Annotated in this window: 16 protein-coding genes; 6 read left to right on the top strand and 10 right to left on the bottom strand. The window is 62.0% G+C overall.

Going from position 1 to position 17,780, the window contains the following annotated elements; all coding sequences use genetic code 11:
• Window positions 1–26: 26 nt before the first annotated feature.
• Window positions 27–1,226: a formaldehyde dehydrogenase, glutathione-independent gene (gene fdhA, locus AC19YY_RS08660; RefSeq protein WP_038443950.1), complete on the top strand. Its 1,200-nt coding sequence runs from the start codon at window positions 27–29 to the stop codon at window positions 1,224–1,226.
• A 137-nt stretch (window positions 1,227–1,363) separates the two neighbouring features.
• On the opposite strand, the gene AC19YY_RS08665 is transcribed toward fdhA, so the two are convergent.
• Together AC19YY_RS08665 and AC19YY_RS08670 are read right to left on the bottom strand one after the other, a co-directional pair.
• Complete coding sequence (locus tag AC19YY_RS08665; RefSeq protein WP_500604060.1) at window positions 1,364–1,693, bottom strand: hypothetical protein; 330 nt, start codon at window positions 1,691–1,693, stop codon at window positions 1,364–1,366.
• Between the two features lie 294 nt (window positions 1,694–1,987).
• Entirely contained in the window at window positions 1,988–2,446 is a 459-nt protein-coding gene (locus AC19YY_RS08670) for an anti-sigma factor domain-containing protein (RefSeq protein ID WP_169953723.1), read from the bottom strand.
• Between the two features lie 182 nt (window positions 2,447–2,628).
• Between AC19YY_RS08670 and AC19YY_RS08675 the strand changes: the two genes are divergently transcribed.
• The gene (locus tag AC19YY_RS08675) at window positions 2,629–3,198 is read left to right on the top strand and encodes a DUF2780 domain-containing protein (protein WP_170042198.1); all 570 of its coding nucleotides are present in this window, start codon (window positions 2,629–2,631) and stop codon (window positions 3,196–3,198) included.
• Here the strand turns inward: AC19YY_RS08675 and yihG are convergent.
• Complete coding sequence (gene yihG / locus AC19YY_RS08680) at window positions 3,195–4,082, bottom strand: 1-acylglycerol-3-phosphate O-acyltransferase, YihG family (protein ID WP_169953727.1); 888 nt, start codon at window positions 4,080–4,082, stop codon at window positions 3,195–3,197. The two genes, AC19YY_RS08675 and yihG, sit on opposite strands and share 4 nt — an antisense overlap.
• Before the next feature lie 175 nt (window positions 4,083–4,257).
• Here yihG and rloA2 point away from each other — a divergent pair, with 175 nt between their 5' ends.
• The 4 genes from rloA2 to creD are packed head-to-tail and all read left to right on the top strand — an operon-like array spanning window position 4,258 to window position 8,358.
• A complete protein-coding gene (gene rloA2 / locus AC19YY_RS08685) occupies window positions 4,258–4,758 on the top strand; it encodes a retropepsin-like aspartic peptidase RloA2 (protein ID WP_029296952.1) in 501 nt (166 codons plus the stop codon).
• Window positions 4,759–4,816: 58 nt separating this feature from the next.
• Entirely contained in the window at window positions 4,817–5,494 is a 678-nt protein-coding gene (creB, locus tag AC19YY_RS08690) for a two-component system response regulator CreB (RefSeq protein WP_500604061.1), read from the top strand.
• The gene (creC, locus tag AC19YY_RS08695) at window positions 5,494–6,933 is read left to right on the top strand and encodes a two-component system sensor histidine kinase CreC (protein WP_500604062.1); all 1,440 of its coding nucleotides are present in this window, start codon (window positions 5,494–5,496) and stop codon (window positions 6,931–6,933) included. The genes creB and creC overlap by 1 nt, the downstream gene beginning before the upstream one ends.
• Before the next feature lie 51 nt (window positions 6,934–6,984).
• The gene (gene creD, locus AC19YY_RS08700) at window positions 6,985–8,358 is read left to right on the top strand and encodes a cell envelope integrity protein CreD (protein WP_169953733.1); all 1,374 of its coding nucleotides are present in this window, start codon (window positions 6,985–6,987) and stop codon (window positions 8,356–8,358) included.
• A gap of 151 nt (window positions 8,359–8,509) precedes the next feature.
• On the opposite strand, the gene AC19YY_RS08705 is transcribed toward creD, so the two are convergent.
• The 7 genes from AC19YY_RS08705 to AC19YY_RS08735 form a co-directional block, all read right to left on the bottom strand.
• A complete protein-coding gene (locus tag AC19YY_RS08705) occupies window positions 8,510–9,139 on the bottom strand; it encodes a glutathione S-transferase family protein (RefSeq protein ID WP_169953735.1) in 630 nt (209 codons plus the stop codon).
• 164 nt (window positions 9,140–9,303) lie between these two features.
• Entirely contained in the window at window positions 9,304–9,483 is a 180-nt protein-coding gene (locus tag AC19YY_RS08710; RefSeq protein WP_169953736.1) for a hypothetical protein, read from the bottom strand.
• Window positions 9,480–10,583, bottom strand: coding sequence for a PepSY-associated TM helix domain-containing protein (locus AC19YY_RS08715; protein WP_500604063.1), 1,104 nt, complete (start codon window positions 10,581–10,583; stop codon window positions 9,480–9,482). The genes AC19YY_RS08710 and AC19YY_RS08715 overlap by 4 nt, the downstream gene beginning before the upstream one ends.
• A gap of 62 nt (window positions 10,584–10,645) precedes the next feature.
• Window positions 10,646–13,075, bottom strand: coding sequence for a TonB-dependent siderophore receptor (locus tag AC19YY_RS08720; protein ID WP_172313580.1), 2,430 nt, complete (start codon window positions 13,073–13,075; stop codon window positions 10,646–10,648).
• Window positions 13,076–13,221: 146 nt separating this feature from the next.
• Window positions 13,222–16,047 carry an acyltransferase domain-containing protein gene (locus tag AC19YY_RS08725; RefSeq protein ID WP_500604064.1) on the bottom strand — a complete coding sequence of 942 codons (2,826 nt, stop codon included), beginning with the start codon at window positions 16,045–16,047 and terminating at the stop codon, window positions 13,222–13,224.
• A 140-nt stretch (window positions 16,048–16,187) separates the two neighbouring features.
• Window positions 16,188–17,183 (bottom strand): FecR domain-containing protein, encoded by a 996-nt coding sequence (locus tag AC19YY_RS08730; protein WP_170057629.1) that lies wholly within the window; start codon window positions 17,181–17,183, stop codon window positions 16,188–16,190.
• Entirely contained in the window at window positions 17,180–17,698 is a 519-nt protein-coding gene (locus tag AC19YY_RS08735; RefSeq protein ID WP_169953742.1) for an RNA polymerase sigma factor, read from the bottom strand. The genes AC19YY_RS08730 and AC19YY_RS08735 overlap by 4 nt, the downstream gene beginning before the upstream one ends.
• Window positions 17,699–17,780: the final 82 nt, after the last annotated feature.

Consider the following 17,780-nt stretch of genomic DNA (forward strand, 5'->3'; position numbering starts at 1 on the left):
CATAAAAACAACAGCGAGGTGAAAGCATGTCTGGTAATCGTGGTGTCGTGTATCTCGGCAACGGTCAGGTCGAAGTACAGAAAATCGACTATCCCAAAATGCAGGACCCCCGTGGCAGGAAGATCGAGCACGGCGTCATCCTGCGCGTGGTCTCCACTAACATCTGCGGCTCCGACCAGCACATGGTGCGCGGCCGTACCACCGCCCAGACCGGCCTGGTGCTCGGTCACGAAATCACCGGCGAGGTGATCGAGAAGGGCAGCGACGTCGAGAACCTGAAGCTCGGCGACCTGGTGTCTGTGCCCTTCAACGTTGCTTGCGGCCGCTGCCGCTCCTGCAAGGAACAACACACCGGCGTCTGCCTGACCGTCAACCCGGCCCGTGCCGGTGGTGCCTACGGCTATGTCGACATGGGCGACTGGACCGGCGGCCAGGCCGAATACGTACTGGTGCCGTACGCCGACTTCAACCTGCTGAAACTGCCGGATCGCGACAAGGCCATGGAGAAAATCCGTGACCTGACGTGCCTCTCCGACATCCTGCCCACCGGCTATCACGGCGCCGTCACTGCTGGCGTTGGCCCTGGCAGTACCGTGTACATCGCCGGCGCCGGTCCTGTAGGCCTGGCGGCCGCCGCTTCGGCGCGTTTGCTGGGCGCGGCGGTGGTGATCATCGGTGACGTCAACCCGATCCGCCTGGCCCACGCCAAGGCCCAGGGTTTTGAAATCGCCGATTTGTCCAAGGACACGCCGCTGCACGAGCAGATCGCCGCGTTGCTGGGCGAGCCGGAAGTGGACTGTGCGGTGGACTGCGTGGGCTTTGAGGCGCGCGGCCACGGGCATGATGGCGTCAAGCACGAGGCGCCGGCCACGGTGCTCAACTCACTGATGGGGGTGGTGCGCGTCGCAGGCAAGATCGGCATCCCCGGCCTGTACGTCACCGAAGATCCAGGGGCGGTGGATGCCGCCGCGAAAATGGGCAGCCTGAGCATTCGTTTTGGCCTGGGCTGGGCCAAGTCCCATAGCTTCCACACCGGCCAGACCCCGGTGATGAAGTACAACCGCCAGTTGATGCAGGCGATCATGTGGGACCGCATCAACATCGCCGAGATCGTCGGCGTGCAGGTGATCAGCCTGGATGACGCGCCGCGTGGGTACGGCGAGTTCGATGCCGGGGTGCCGAAGAAGTTTGTGATTGATCCGCACAAGCTGTTCAGCGCGGCGTAGGCACTCGTAATACAAAACGGTGACCCGAGGTTAATGCCGACCAACCAAGAGCGAACAGCGGCCTGTCTGCGCCTTCTCTTGACTGATCGGCATTAGATCCAACGGTCATCGTTTTTGCGTTTTGATACCGGGGCGGACTACTCGGGGGCATGTAATTTCAGGAAGGGGTTGGAATAGACTTCTTTACCAGGTTCGCCCGCCTTCACCGCCTCGCCACCATAAATACATGTCAGCTTGCCATTTGCCTGGTTGAAGCCTTCAGCTTTGAGTTTGTATTTGGGATCAAGGTAGTCATCGTCGGTGCCGGCCGTTACGCCCTCCCACTTCTTGCCGTTGCTGCTGGCTTCGTATTTGAAACCATCAGCAAACGTTCCAAGCGCGGGGTCGCTGTAGGGTGACGATTTGATCGCGCTTACGTCGGGACAACTACTAATGTCTGCCGCCAGGGTCTGACCGGTCAGGGCCATGAAGACGAGTGCTCCGATTGCAATTTTGCTGTGCCTGATCAACGTTCCTTTGTTGTGGGAGGCTTCATGTTGCAACGGGAGTTGGAGGGTGCCTACTGTGGGAAATGACAGTTAGATAAAATCAAATACAATTAAAAGTACGTGTCTTATTTCAAACGCCGCGACTGCGACCGAGCAAATGCGCAGGCGCAAAAAAACCTGCAAAGGAGCAGGTTTTTTTTGCGAACTTCACGGCGCGTGCGCTATCACGGGCAAGCCCGTTTCCACAGTGTTTTTTGAGGGGAGGCAGGGCGGTTAGCGAATTGCCAGCGCGCCCTGGTACACCGTCGGGCCGGTAGGCTGCTTGCTCACCGAGCCACCTTTGGTTTCCGAACTGACCATTAACTCCACCGGCTGGCTGATGGTTTCCTGCTGGCGTGGGTTGAGGCCGATGATGCCTTTGCCATCTTCAGGCAACAGGCCCAAAGACACAGGCGTGCCGCCGGCCGGCAGGGCCCACAGTTCGAGGCTGCGGTCCGGCTCAGGCGCGGTGGCGGCGATGGGCTGGACTTCCAGGTAATCCTTGTGCGCCACAATTTGCGCCGCCGGTTGTTGGGTGCTGCTGACCAGGGTCGCGGCGGACTTGACGCTGTCCTGGGTGTAGAGCGCGCCGCCGATACCGGCAACCACCACCACGCAGACGCCGATGAACAGGCGCGGGCGGGTCCAGAATGAGGGCTTGTGCTCGATCACTGGGGGTTGGGACGCAGTCATAAGGCTCTTCCTGACAAGTTTTGTAGTGTGTTGATTGACCCTGTGGCAGGCGATGGGTTCCTAGTGGCAGTTTGATGGTGCCGGGCTTTGGTGCTTTTCTGAACAAATCTGTGACGTGGAACAACCTGTTGGATGCTGAGTCAAACGGCTGCTTTAGCTCCTACATTTACGAGGTTGTCTCGATGAAGATTTCACGCGGTTTTGCCCTGTCCTGCCTCCTGACCGTGGCGGCCAGCCCGGTATTTGCAGCAGGTTTCAGCCTGGGCGATGTGGCCAACGCCGTTTCTGGCGCCCAGGGCACCAACAAGGCCGCCGCCGCTGCGCCGACCTCACAGACCGCTGGCTTGCTGGGCGCACTGACCCAGCAACTGAATGTCACCCCGGAGCAGGCCGTCGGCGGTACCGGTGCGATGCTGGGCCTGGCCAAGAACCAACTGAGCAGCACCGATTATTCGCAGTTGGGCAAAAGCGTACCGGGCCTGGACAAGCTGTCGGGCAACAACGCATTGGGCAGCCTTGGCGCCTTGAGCGGCATGCTTGGCCAGAACGGTGGCAGCAAGACCAGCGGCCTGGACGGCGTGCTGGGTAACGTGAAGAACACCAACGACCTGAACACCGCGTTCAGCGCCTTGGGCATGGACAGCGGCATGATCGGCCAGTTTGCCCCGGTGATCCTGCAATACCTGGGCGGCCAGGGTGCCGACAGCTCACTGCTTGGCAAACTGGCCCAGGCCTGGGGTACCGGTAGCTAAGGTCGCTCGGCGCGCAGTTGGGCAATGCGCGCATCCTTCTCCATCCAGAGCTGGTTGACCCAGTTCTGGACGGTCTGGCGAAACGCCGGATCATTCTCGTAATCCCCCTGCCACAACGCCGGATCCAGCTCGCGGGTGCGGATATCAACAATGACGCGCGGCACCGCGCCGCTGATCAAGTCCCAGAACCCTGGAATCTTCTGCTGTGGATACACCACGGTCACGTCGAGGATCGCATCCAGCTGTTCGCCCATCGCGGCCAGCACAAACGCCACGCCACCGGCCTTGGGCTTGAGCAGGTGAGTGAAAGGTGAGCCCTGCTGGGCACGCTTGGCCTCGGTAAAACGCGTGCCTTCCAGGTAGTTGACCACCGTCACCGGCTGGCGCTTGAACAGCTCGCAGGCCTGTTTGGTGATCTTCAGGTCCTGGCCCGCCAGTTCCGGGTGCTTGGCCAGGAACGCCTTGCTGTAGCGCTTCATGAACGGGTAATCCAGGGCCCACCAGGCCAGGCCCAGGAACGGCACCCAGATCAGCTCCTTTTTCAGGAAGAACTTGAAGAACGGCGTGCGCCGGTTGAGGGTCTGGATCAGCGCCGGGATATCCACCCAGGACTGATGGTTGCTGATCACCAGGTATGAGGTATCGACCCTCAGCCCAGTGTCGCCGCGAATATCCCATTGGGTGGGGATGCACAGGGCAAAGATCAGCTTGTCGATCTCGGCCCAGGTCTCGGCGATCCACATCACGGCCCAGGAGGCGTAATCGCGTGACCGCCCGGGCGCCACCAGCTTGAGCAGGGCGAATACCAGCAGCGGGCCGATCAGGATCAGTGTGTTGAGTAACAGCAGCAGTGTGACGAAACAGCCGGTGAGCAGGCGGCGCATAAGCAACTCTTGCAAGCGATTGGACGGGCCATGATAAGCAGCTTGAGTCTAGAGGCCAAATCGCAAATGGCCTGACGAATGTTTCACTTTGTGTTGCGTATGCTGGGCAACGATCCAACTTTAGGCAGCGTTTGCAGTCTAGTATTCGTCTACTTACTTCAAGGAATCCTCCTACGTGAAATCCCTCCTTGCCCTATTAGCCGTGGTTGCCCTGCCCGTGATGGCCGCCGAGCCGACCCTGTACGGGCGCTACGAATATATCCAGTTGCCGGAAATCGGCGAGACCTTCAAGGCCAAGATGGACACCGGCGCGTTGACCGCCTCTCTGTCGGCCCGCGACATCGAGACCTTCACCCGAGATGGCGAGGACTGGGTGCGGTTCCGTCTCAGCGGCAAGGACGTGAGCAACAAGGTCTACGAACACAAAGTGGCGCGCATCAGCAAGATCAAGAACCGCGCCGACGAAGATGAAGACGGCGAAGAAACCAGCGTGGCCAAGCGCCCGGTGGTGGACCTGGAAATGTGCCTGGGCAACGTCAAGCGCACGGTGGAGGTCAACCTTACCGACCGCAGCAGCTTCAACTACCCGCTGCTGATCGGGGCCAAGGCCCTGCGTGAGTTCGGCGCCGCCGTGAACCCGGCCCGCCGCTATACCGCGGACAAGCCCGACTGCTGATTGACGCCGCATAAGGCATGGGGCACCGTTCACCTTTAGCTCCCAGTGCTCGGACGCCATGCCTCATATCCTGATTGTCGAAGACGAAGCGGCCATCGCCGATACGCTGATTTTTGCCCTGCAAGGCGAAGGCTTTACCACCACCTGGCTGACCCTCGGCCAGGCGGCGCTGGAGCATCAACGCCAAACCCCGGCCGACCTGCTGATCCTCGACATCGGCCTGCCGGACATCAGTGGCTTTGAAACCTGCAAGCAACTGCGCCGCTTCAGTGAAGTACCGGTGATGTTCCTCAGTGCCCGCGACGGTGAAATCGACCGTGTGGTGGGCCTGGAAATCGGCGCGGATGATTATGTGGTCAAGCCCTTCAGCCCGCGGGAAGTGGCGGCGCGGGTCAAGGCGATCTTAAAGCGCGTGGCACCGGTGCCAGCGCCGGCCAGCGGCGGGCCGTTCCAGGTGGACCACGAGCGGGTGCAGATCCACTATCGCGGCCAGTTGCTGGGCCTGACCCGGCATGAGTTCCGCCTGCTCAACTGCCTGCTGGAACAGCCCGGGCGGGTATTCAGCCGCGAGCAACTGCTGGATGCCGTCGGCGTGGCCGCCGATGCCGGCTACGAGCGCAATATCGACAGCCATATCAAAAGCCTGCGCAGCAAGTTGCGTGGCGTGGTCGCCGAGGCCGAGCCGATCCAGACCCATCGGGGCCTGGGCTACAGCTACAGCCCGAGCCACGCCTGATGCGCATGGGGCTGCGGATTTTCCTGGTGTATGCGCTGTTTATCGGCCTCACCGGCTACTTTGTGCTCAACACGGTGATGAAGGAAATCCGCCCCGGCGTGCGTCAGTCCACCGAGGAAACCCTGGTAGATACCGCCAACCTGCTGGCGGAAATCCTGCGTGACGATGTGAAAAACGGCACCCTCGGCCAAAGCCACTGGCCTACCGTGCTCAAGGCCTACGGCGAGCGCCAGCCGGGCGCGACGATCTGGGGGCTGGCGAAGAATCAGGTCAACCACCGCATCTATGTGACCGACGCCCGGGGCGTTGTGCTGCTGGACTCGGCAGGTACAGCCGTGGGCCAGGACTACTCGAAATGGAACGACGTGTACCTAACCCTGCGCGGTGAGTACGGCGCCCGCTCGACCCGCAGCGATGCCGATGACCCGGCGTCGTCGGTGATGCATGTCGGCGCGCCGATCCGCGATAACGGGCAGATCATCGGCGCCGTTACCGTGGCCAAGCCCAACAGTTCGCTACAGCCCTATGTCGACCGCACCGAGCGCCGCCTGCTGTGGTACGGCGCCGGCCTGGTGGCGCTGGGCTTGTTGCTGGGGGCGTTGCTGTCATGGTGGTTGAGTGCTGCGCTACGCCGCCTGACCACCTATGCCCAGGCGGTCAGCGAGGGGCGGCGCGCCGAGTTGCCGCATTATCGCGGCGGTGAACTGGCGCAGTTGTCCACCGCTGTGGAGCACATGCGCACGCAACTGGAGGGCAAGGCCTACGTCGAGCGTTACGTGCACACCCTGACCCACGAACTGAAAAGCCCGTTGGCGGCGATTCGCGGAGCGGCGGAGTTGTTGCAGGGGGAAATGACTGTCGCCCAGCAACAGCGGTTTGTCGGCAATATCGCCAGCGAAAGCGCGCGCTTGCAGCAGTTGATCGAGCGTCTGCTGAACCTGGCCCAGGTCGAGCAACGCCAGGGGCTGGAGCAGCAAGTCCAGGTACCGTTGGCCGCCTTGGTCGATGAAGTCCTCAAGGCGCAATGCGCGCGGATCGAACAGGCCGGGTTGCAGGTCGAGCGCCTGATCGAAGCGGATGTGAAGCTGTATGGCGAGCCGTTTTTACTGCGCCAGGCCTTGGGCAACCTGCTGGAAAACGCCCTGGACTTTACCCCGCCCGGCGGCACTCTGCGCTTTAGTGCCCAGGAGCGGCATCACGATGTGGATGTGTGCCTGTTCAACCAGGCCGCACCGATCCCCGAATACGCGCTGCCACGCCTGAGCGAGCGCTTCTACTCCCTGCCGCGCCCGGCCAGCGGGCGCAAAAGCACCGGCCTGGGCCTGAATTTTGTCGAAGAAGTAGTGAAGCTGCACGGCGGCTCATTGCAGATCGGCAACGTCCCGGGTGGCGTGCAAGTGGTGCTGCATCTCCACACAGTCTCCACATTGCCCTCATAAATCCCCCACAGGCCGCCGCCAGACTCTCCCCATCAAAACAGGGAGAGACCCATGAACCGCAGCCTGCTATTCAAACTGGGCGCCATCGCGCTGCTGATCCTGCTATTGCTGATTCCGTTGCTGATGATCAACGGCATCATCAACGACCGCCAGGAACTGCGCGACGGCGTCTTGATGGACATTGCCCGCAGCTCCAGCTACAGCCAGCAGGTCAGCGGGCCGTTGATGGTGGTGCCGTATCGCAAGACCGTGCGTGAGTGGAAGCTCAACGAAAAACTCAACAAACGCTATGAAGTGCTCAGCGAAGAAGATGGCCGCCTGTACTTCCTGCCGGAGCAGTTCGAACTCGACGGCAAGGTACAAACCGAACTGCGCGCCCGGGGGATCTACCAGGCGCGGCTGTTCCATGCCGACAACCGCATCAGCGGCCGCTTTGTGCTGCCGGCGCAGATGGGCATCAAGGAGGACTTTGCCGATTACACGTTTGGCCAGGCATTTTTGGCGGTCGGTATCAGCGATATCCGCGGCATTGAAAACGCCCTGAAACTGGAGCTGGGCAGCCAGCGCCTGGAGTTTGCCCCGGGCACCCAGGTGAGCTTCCTTGGCGCCGGTGTGCATGTACCGTTGCCCGCCCAGGACAGCAAGAACCCCGCGCCGCTGGACTTCGCGTTCGACCTGCGGCTGCAAGGTACCGAACAACTGCTGGTGCTGCCGGTGGGCAAGACGAGTAAGGTCAAGCTGGCCTCCAACTGGCCCCATCCAAGCTTCGTCGGCAACTTCCTGCCGGTGCAGCGCGAGATCAACGACCAAGGTTTTAGCGCCAGCTGGCAGACCTCGTTTTTCTCCACCAACCTTGAAGAATCACTGGGAGGCTGTGTGGTCGGCAGTCGCTGCGAGGACTTCAACCAGCGCAGCTTCGGCGTGAACTTTATCGACCCGGTGGACCAGTACCTCAAGAGCGATCGCGCGATCAAATATGCGCTGCTGTTTATCGCCCTGACATTCGCCGGCTTCTTCCTGTTCGAAGTGCTCAAGAGCCTGGCGGTACACCCGATCCAGTACGCGTTGGTGGGGGTGGCCCTGGCGTTTTTCTACCTGCTGCTGTTGTCGCTGTCCGAGCATATCGGCTTTGCCCTGGCGTACCTGATTTCGGCCAGTGCCTGTGTGTTGTTGATCGGTTTTTATGTGTGCCATGTGCTGCGCAGCGTGGCCCACGGCCTGGGGTTCTCGGCGGGGTTGGCGGCGCTGTATGGCTTGCTGTACGGGTTGTTGAGCGCCGAGGACTACGCGCTGCTGATGGGCTCGTTGTTACTGTTCGGGCTGCTGGGCACGGTGATGGTCCTGACGCGCAAACTGGACTGGTATGGCGTGGGCAAACGCAAGGTGGCCGAGCCGTTGGCGTTTGACCTGGAGGCGGTGCAATGATCGGCTTACGTGAGGATCAGCGGGAGAGGGGAGAGCTGGTGGCGATGATCAGGGCATTGCTGCCCGACCCTTGGAGCGGGCGTGCCTCCCCCTCGACAATGCGCCTGGAATACCTTCGCGAGCCAGCTCGCCCCTACAAGGGAGGCACCACTCAGGCCGGCGGCTGGGTCGCCAACATCGAAGGCCGCTGACTGACCTCGGCGTACCAGGCGGCCAGTTTGGGATTGCTTGAACGCCAGCGCAGGTCCGGATGGCGAAAGTCCAGGTACGCCAGGGCGCAGGCGACGCTGATGGCGGCGATGTCGAAATGGCTGGCCAGCTCTGCGATGGCGTCCTGTTCCAACTCTGCCAGGGCGCGGCGGATCTTGTTGCGCTGCTCCTGCAGCCAGCTGTCCCAGTGTTTGTCGGCCGGACGCAGGGCGGTTTCATAGCGCACCAACACCGCCGCGTCCATGATCCCATCGGCCGTCGAGGCCAGGGTCAGGCGGCGCCAGCGGGCCGAGCCGTCGCGGGGGATCAGCGGGTTGCCGACGTGCTGGTGGTCGAAGTAGTCGAGGATCACCCGGCTGTCGTGCAACACATTGCCATCGGCCAGGCGCAGGGCCGGGATCTTGCCCAGGGGGTTGCCCTCGTTCAACGCGGTGATCGGGTTGACCGGCGTGACCAGCACGGTCTCCAGAGTAACCCGCTCTTGCTGGCCGGTTTCGTGGAGCAGCACCAAAACTTTGCGGACAAACGGCGAAGCGGGGTTGTGGAACAAGGTCATGCTGGGCGCGAACATGGGCAATCCTCGGAAAGGGTCGGCCATAGACTAGACAGTTGCGAGGTGACTGGCGAGGGGGATCTTGGTTGTTTTTGCGGGCCTCATCGCAGGCAAGCCAGCTCCCACATTGGACGGTGTTCGCACATCAAAGTGGGGGAGCTGGCTTGCCTGCGATGGCGTCCTCACGGCCGCCGCAGCAACCCCCAGACACCGATTGCCGCCGGGATCCCCAGCCCAAGCCAACTGAGGGAATCCCAACCCCCATCCCCCAGCAACGCCGCAAACAACCCGGCAGCACTGAGCAGCCCGATCACCAAGGGCACCCCGAACACCTTCCAGAAATTCGACTGCCGGGGCCTCATGGCCTGGCCGCCTTGCGCCGCACCAACCACAGGTACACACCGCTGCCCAACACGATGATGGTCAGCACATCCAGCACCGCCCAGAGGATTTTCATCGGCATGCCGCCATAGTCGCCAAAGTGCAGGGGCTGGGACATGCCCATGGCGTCCATGTACCACGGCCGCTCGGCCACGGCGGTGACGCTCAGGTCGCTGGCGTCGATCAGCACCGGGGTCAGCAGGTGCGAGGTCAGGTGCGTGCTGCCTTTCATGAATACCGCGTAGTGATGCTCGCTGGAAAACCGCGTGCCAGGGAACGCAATAAAATCTGGGGTCATGCCCGGTGCGACTTGTTCGGCGATGTTCAGCAGGTTGGTGGCCGGCGCACGCAAGGTCAGCGGCGGCGCGTTCTTGTAGGGCTCGATCATCGCGGTGAGGCTGTCGCTGCGCCACGCGGCGATGATCAGGTCGGCGCAGGCGCTGATCACCCCGGTGACGCCCACCACCAGCGCCCAGGTCAGGGTGACGACACCGATCAGGTTATGCAGGTCCAGCCAACGCAGGCGCGTGGACTTGTCCTGGCGCACCGTGGCGAACTTCAAGCGCCGCATGAACGGCAGGTACAACACCGTGCCGGAAACAATCGCCAGCACAAACAGCACCCCCATGAACGCCAGCAGCAATTTGCCCGGCAGCCCGGCGAACATATCCACATGCAGGCGCAGCAGGAACATCGTCAAGCCGCCGTTGGCCGACGGCATCTCCACACTTTCGCCGGTGCGCGCGTCGAGCATAAAGGTGTGGGACGAATTGGGCTCGGTCCCGGCGGTGGCCGCCATGATCGCAATCACACCGTTCTTGTCGTCTTCGTCCCAGGCCAGGTACTGCATGGCTTCGCCAGGGCGATGGGCCTGGGCCTTGGCCACCAGTTGCTCGAGATTGAGCTGCGGGGTATCGGCCGGCATCTGCTTGAGCTCGGGTTCATTGCCCAGCAGGTGATCGATCTCGTGGTGAAAGATCAGCGGCAGCCCGGTCAGCGCCAGCATCAGCAGGAACACGGTGCAGATCAGGCTGGTCCAGGTGTGGATGAAGGACCAGCGGCGGATGGTTGTGCTTTTCATTTCATAGCCTTCAGACACACCAAAGCCGCCCCACGGGGCGGCCTGGTTGTTAACTCAGCCGATTACCACTGGTAAGTGGCACTGGCGACGACGCTGCGTTGATCACCGTAGTAGCAGTAGGACGCATCACAGGTGGAGATGTACTGCTTGTCGAACAGGTTGGTGGCGTTCAGTTTCACCGAGGCACCCTTGAGGCTGTTGTCCAGGCGGCCGAGATCGTAATGCACCGACGCATCGAACACGGTGTAGGCATCGGCCTTGCCCAGCCAGGTGTTGCCCTGGTCGCCATAGGTGTTGCCGGTGTAGCGGGCGCCAGCGCCAATGCCGAAACCGTCGAGCACGCCATCGTGCCAGGTGTAGTCGGTCCACAGGGAGGCTTGCTGGTTGGGTATCAGTTGCAGGCGGTTGCCTTTGTAGATGCCTGTTTGCACTTCGGATTTGGCCAGGGTGTAGGCAGCGATGACCTTGAGGTTCTCGGTCACGTCAGACACCGCTTCCAGTTCCAGGCCCTTGACCTTCACTTCGCCGGCCTGGTCGGTGATCGACTCGCCAGCCGAGCCGAATCGGGTGACCAGCACGTTTTTCTGGGTCAGGTCATACACCGCCGCGCTAAGCAGGGTATTGGAGCCAGGTGGCTGATACTTGACCCCCAGTTCCCACTGCTTGCCTTCGGTAGGTTTGTACGACTTGACCGGGTCGACGCTGGCGTTGCTCGCTGGCTGGAATGATTCGGCGTAGGACAGGTACGGTACAAAACCCGAGTCGAACACATAACTCAGTGCCGCGTTGCCACTGAAGTTCTTGCTGCGGTCGGTGTTGGTCGCGTCGCTCTTGTTGAGGTACGTGGTGCCTTGATGCACCCAGTCTTCACGGCCGCCCAGGGTCAGGCGCCATTGGTCCAGGGCCATCTGGTCTTGCACGTAGAGGCCGGTCTGGACGGTTTTCTGGTCGTAGTCGTAGTACGCATCTTTGCGCGCCGGGCGCTCAATTGGCTGCCCATAAACCGGCTTGTAGATGTTAACTGTGCCGGCGCCGCCGAAAATGGACAGATAGGAGGAGTTAGTGCGCTGATGATCCAGGCCGATCAGCACAGTGTGGTTGATATTGCCGGTAGCGAAGTCAGCCTGGAAATTGTTGTCCACTGCAAACTGCGCGATGTCCTCGTCCACATTGGTCGAGGAGCGGCTGATGTTGCCCTCGGCGTCCACCGGAGCGTAGAAGTAAGAGCCCACGGTCAGTTGCTGGAACGACAGCTCCGACTTGGTATAACGCAGGTTTTGCTTGAACTGCCAGGTATCGTTGAAACGGTGTTCAAAGGCGTAGCCCAAGGCGTAGTAGGTACGGTCGTAGAACTCGTAGTCCGGGTCACCCAGGTTCTTGTGGTGGGAGACGTCGCCCAGCGGCGACTTGATCTTGGTGCCCACGATCGGCAGGAACTGGCTGGTGGTGCCGGTATCGTCGCGAGTGAACTGCGAGAGCAGGGTCAGCTTGGTATCGGTGTCGATGTTCCAGGTCAGGCTGGGCGCAATGTTGTAGCGCTTGTTGTCGATGTGATCGACCTGGGTGCCGGCGTCGCGCACCACGCCACTGAGGCCATAGAGGAACTGGCCGTCATCATCGATCTTGCCGGTGCTGGCGAAGTTGATCTGGCGGTAGTTGTCGCTGCCGTATTGCACCTGGATGGCATTGCTCGATTCCGCGCTGGGGCGCCGGCTGACCATATCCAGCAGACCGCCTGGCGGGGTCTGGCCGTAGACCGACGAAGCCGGGCCACGCAGCAGGGCGAGGCGGTCGAGGTTCCAGGTTTCCGCTTTCGGGTTGGCGTACACGCCACGTGGCAATGGCAGGCCATCGAGGAAATGGGTGGGTTCGAAGCCACGTACGCGCATCCAGTCATAGCGGGTGTCACTGCCGTAGCTGGCGGACACGATGCCAGGCATGTACTTGACCGCGTCATCCAGGTTCTGCACGTTGCGATCCTGCATTTGCTGGCGGGTGGCGACGGAAATCGAGCGAGGTGCTTCTACCAGGGCTGTATCGGTCTTGGTCCCAGCCGCCGTACGCGTAGCCACATAACCCTCCACCGGCCCCCACGCGCTCTCGTAATTCCCCTGCCCGGTGATATTGGTCTGCGGCAACGACACCACACCCTCTGGAATCGCTACCAGGCTGTAGGTGCCCGCGCTGCTTTGCTCCAGCTGCAACCCAGTGCCACGCAAGGCCTCGCGCAGTGCGCCCGGGGCATCGAACTGGCCCTTGACCGGGGCCGAGGTCTTGCCGGCGGCCAGTGCCGGGCTGAGGGTCAGCGCGAGGCCGGCCTGGCTGGCGATCTGGTTCAGGGTGCTGGCCAACGGTGCGGCCGGCAGGTTGTAGGCACGCACGCTGGATGCCTGTTCGGCGGCGATCAGCGCAGTACTGGCCAGCGGGGCGCTGAGGGCGATCGCCACGGCTAGCAGGCTGGGGCGCAACAAGGTGTCTAGTGTGCGGGACATAGGGCGGCTCCGGAATGGAAATATTTCTCAATTGCCTAGGTGCCGGACGAGAATCAAAAAGTGATAGGGCCAAGTGAAAATAAATCTGTGAATGCTCACAACTCTTCGTAATGCATGGCCCTCAAGGCTCAGGATAGCGGGGTTTTTCAGCCGACGGCCCACTGCAGTTTGTTGGCCAGTGCATCGGGGTATGGCGCTGTATCGGCGATTGCCGCGCGGGTGGCCTCGCCATGGCCGAACGCCTCAATCAATAGCTCAACGTGCGCGGCCAGGTAATCGCTCAACGCATCAAGGCGCTCCTCAAGGGCGCGGTAGCGCGCAATGTCCATAAGGCCTTCGCTGATAAACCAGGCGGCGTGTTTATTCAGGTATTCCAGCACATACATCCCGCACAACGCGCTACCCAGTTCCCTGGCCAGGCCCTGGGGCAGCGAGTGGCTCGCCTGCACCGCGCTCTGGATGGCCAGGCGCTGGGCGTAGGCCTCACCCGCGCGGGCAACGATCATCAATTGCGAGTTCCATACCTGCATGTCGTCCTCACCCTCGCCGCTATGCTGGGCGACATGCTCGGCCACTTGCTTGAGCAAGCGATACTCCAGGGTGTGCGCCATGGCCTGCCAGTACGCGGCATCATCCAGTGCACCTTGCGGGTCTGGCCGGGTGGGTTCGTCCAAGGGCTGACCGATCAGGACCTTGGCCGCGTCCAACAGGATCATGCGGTTATTGCCACCGGCATCCTGGTAGATCTTGGCCATGCCTTCGTAGTCGGCGAAGCGATTGAGGTTGAGCGCGCCGGCCACTCCGCAGCGCAATCGGCATTCGGTGGCCAGCGCCTCGGCGGCGGGCGCGCAGAGGGCCTTGGTCAGGGCCAGGGTCTGGCTGATGGCGGCCCATGGGGTCCACGTCACGTCGCCGCTGCCGGTGGTCTGCAGCGATGCCTGGCTGGCCGTGCCTTCGATCCACAGGCGCGCGGAGTCATTGGCAAAGCACTTCATGACGTAGGCCGTGGCCAGGCAGCCGAACAGCGCACGGCGTTGGGTACGAAAAGCCAGCAAGCCGGTGCCGTTGCCGATCCGCGCCTGGGTGGTGCGCCGGTTGGCATGGGTCAGGGCCAGGGTTGCACAGGCCAGCATCACCGAACTCAAGCCGATACCGACCATGGCCCAGACATTTTTGGGCGCAAACAGTGAGCGAATCAGGCGGCGGTCGGTGCTGCCCAATGGGTCGTGGAAGTGATTGGCCGCGTCGATCGAGGCGCCATCGCACAGCCACGCGTCGAACGGTAGGCGCACCCGGTCAAAGCTTGCCAGGCCATAATCGAGCGGCACTGCGCGAATCTCCGCCGGTGACGACATGCAAACCCCTGGGCGCGGGCCCTTGGCGTCACTCAGTGGCAGTACAAACGCGAACACGCCACAGGCCTGGCCCTGCACGGTTACCTGGGCAAACACCACGCCCATCTTGTCCAGGTTATTGATGCCGACGTTGGCGAATTTCAGCGCCGCTTTGTTTGGCGTGTTCAGCACAAACGTGCGGGTTTGGGGGTCGAATACTGCTTCGACACAGGCCCCCATATGGGAGTTGCTGCGACCTATCTCAGTCAGTGCGTACACCCCAAGTCTCGCGCCGGTTTCCAGTTGATGTCGCCACTGCGCGGCGTGCGGGTGATCCTGTTCGAACGCCAGGAGTGTGCCGATGCACAGCCCTTGCTGAATCACGCAGCCCATAAAAAGCGAGGGGTCGTTGATTGCCGCGTGAGAGGCCACGGCCATCAATAACTGCGGTTGTGCAAACCCGTGAATGCCTTCGGGCAGTTGCCGCATCAGGTGCTGCAAACGCTGGTAGGTATGGCGATGGCCGTCGTGAAAGCTCTGGTTGGCGCGGGGGCGCAGTTCAGGGTCGCGGAAGATTTTCGCCATGTGTGCGTGAACCTGGGCATCGACCGGGCCATTGGCCAGGCCGCGCAGGGCCATGATCGCTTCGTGTTCGAGGGGTGTCTTGGTCAACAACAGGCGCAGGGTTTCGATGGGGTGTGCCAGCGGCGCGTAGACCTGTGCATCGGGCAAGCTCTTGTGTATGCACGTGGACAGGCCGTTGTTCACCCCGAGGTCGATAAACACGGTGTGTTCGTCCGTCGGCAGCTGCGCCAAGGTGTGGGGCAGGTTGGTCGGCTGCGTGACACCCCGGGTAAACATGTGGTGCAGGTCATCCTCGGGTTCGTAGCGGCGCCCCAGTACGGTGGAGTAGATCGGTGTATGGAACGGCTGGGGTATCAGGGGCTGCAGGTTTTCGTAGAGCTTGCGGGCAACTTCCAGGTGAGGGGGGTAGTGGGAAGCGTACGCGATGGGGATCGGGCGCAAGGGCGGCGCGTTGCCGTCATGGTGGGCACGCAGGTGCGCAAGGTCTGCCGTCTCGCCGCTGATGATGCATTGCGCCGGTGCGTTGACCGAGCCCAGTACCAGGTTGCGCTCGGGGAAGCGGTCCAGCAGTGCTTGGGTGGCCGGCGCCGAAAGGTTGATCAGCAGCATGCTGCCTCGGCCCTCCTCGTCGCGGTAGGCGGCATTGAGAGCGCACACCGCGCGTGCCCCCTGCGCAATGTCGAGCACGCCGCCACAGACCCTGGCCGCAATTTCGCCGAAACTTTGCGCAACGATCAGGGCAGGGACCACACCTGCCGCCTGGAGCAATTGATTGAGTACCACCGCTGCGCCATATAGCGCCAACTGGGCAACGCCGGAAGGCAGGGGGAGTGCGTGATCATGGGTCAGCAGAACCTGGGTCACTAATCCAGGGTGCGGATCTGGCTCGTATTGGGCCGCCTGGTGTTCGATGATCGCCAGGGTCGCGTCAATTTGCTCCCGCGCTTGGGGAACGCACTGATACAACTCTGCCAAAGCGCCACAGGGGTCGCTGCCTTGGCCAGGAAAGCCAAAGACATAGTTCTGACGGTAAACATTGAGTTGGGTTGACATGGGTCCATCCTCGTTGGCCTAACAGAAACGCTTTAGCCAGCGGGTTGCCGGCAAAGCGAAGGCTTATTGGATGGCAAAAGGTAGTGTTCATAACCTGTGAAAAATGACAGTTTTTTGGACTTTTTCGAAATTGTCTTTATTCAGTTGTTACTAGCAGAGCCGCCTGGCGCGGGCCCGGCGGCCACGTTTACCCACCATGGCGTACGCTGCTGGATCTGCACCGGCAAAGTCGGCAGCAGGGCATTCAAGGCCAGGTCGGTGTCGTGCAGCGGGAAGCTGCCAGTGATGCGCAGGTCGGCGACGTTTTTGTCCACGCCCAGGTAGCCGGTGCGATAGCGCGACAGTTCCTCGACCACATCCGCCAGCCGCGCGTTGTCGACCACCAGCATGCCGCGGGTCCAGGCGTCGGTGCCGGGGCTGACGGCGAGCAACGGGCCAAGGCCGTCATGGCGCATCAGCACCTGCTGGCCTTCCTTGAACACCTGCTCCTGCTGTACCGCCTCGGGCTGCGCCGCGACGGCCGACTGCAACACGCTGAGCCGCGTTCCGTCGTCCTCGCGCTTGACGATAAACCGCGTACCCAGGGCGCGCAGGCTGCCGTCGCGGGTCTGGACGAAAAAGGGGCGCGCGTCGTTATGGCCGGTCTCTACGAGAATCTCGCCGTCCTGCAACACAATCACCCGGCGCTTTTCGTCAAAGCGCACATCAATGGCGCTGTGGGTATTGAGGTTGATCAGCGTGCCATCGGCCAGTTTCAGGGTGCGTTGTTCGCCGGTGGCGGTGCGTTGGTCGGCCAGCCAATAGTCGAGGGGTGCGTAGCGCTGGCCGGCGAACAGGGCCAGGCCGCAGACCAGCACCACACTGGCCAGGCCACTGCCGAGCTTGCGCACCCGGCGGCGGATACTTTCACGCGATTGCAGCAACGCCGCCCGCGCCGGGCCGCTGGCCACACTGAAGCGCTGGTCGAGCATGCCCAGTTGGCGCCAGGCACGGGCATGTTCATCGCTGCTGGCCAGCCACTTATTGAATTCTTCCTGCTCTACGGCGCTGCGATTCCCGGAATCCAGGGACAGTTGCCAGGCTATCGCAGCATCCAGCACTCGTGCCGAAACCGGTTTGGAACTGATCTGAGTCACAGCGGCTCGCCATACAGCGCGATGTAGCACTGGCGAATACCCTGGGCCAGGTACTGGCGCACCCGTGGCACGGAAACCCCCAGGCGCTGGGCGATTTCGGCGTGGCCCAGGCCATCGAGACGGTTATAGAGGAAGGCGGCGCGGGCCTTGCTGGAGAGTTTGCCGAGCAGGCGGTCGATGGCCTTGAGGTCTTCGAGGATCAGGTGCTGTTCTTCTGGGGACGGGTGTTCGCTTTCCGGAAGCAGCATCAGTTCGCTGAGGTAGGCCTGTTCCAGCGCGGCGCGGCGGAAATAGTCGAACAACAGGCCCTTGGCGATGGCCACCAGGAACGCCCGGGGCTCGCGGGGTTCGCGCAGTTCTTCACGGCCCAGCAGGCGCATGAAGGTGTCCTGGCTGAGGTCTTCGGCCCGACTGGGGCAGGCCACGTTGCGCCGCAGCCATGCCAGCAGCCAGCCGCGATGGTCACGGTACAACGTGCCAACAAGCTCACTGTGGGGACTTTGGGCTGACGACAAGGCATCACCAATCGAGATGTTTAAACTAACGAGAATTATTCGCGATTGTGGCAGAGGCAGCGGATGGGTGCAATTGGCGTTG

The sequence above is a fragment of the Pseudomonas sp. MF09156 genome (genome assembly GCF_059862305.1).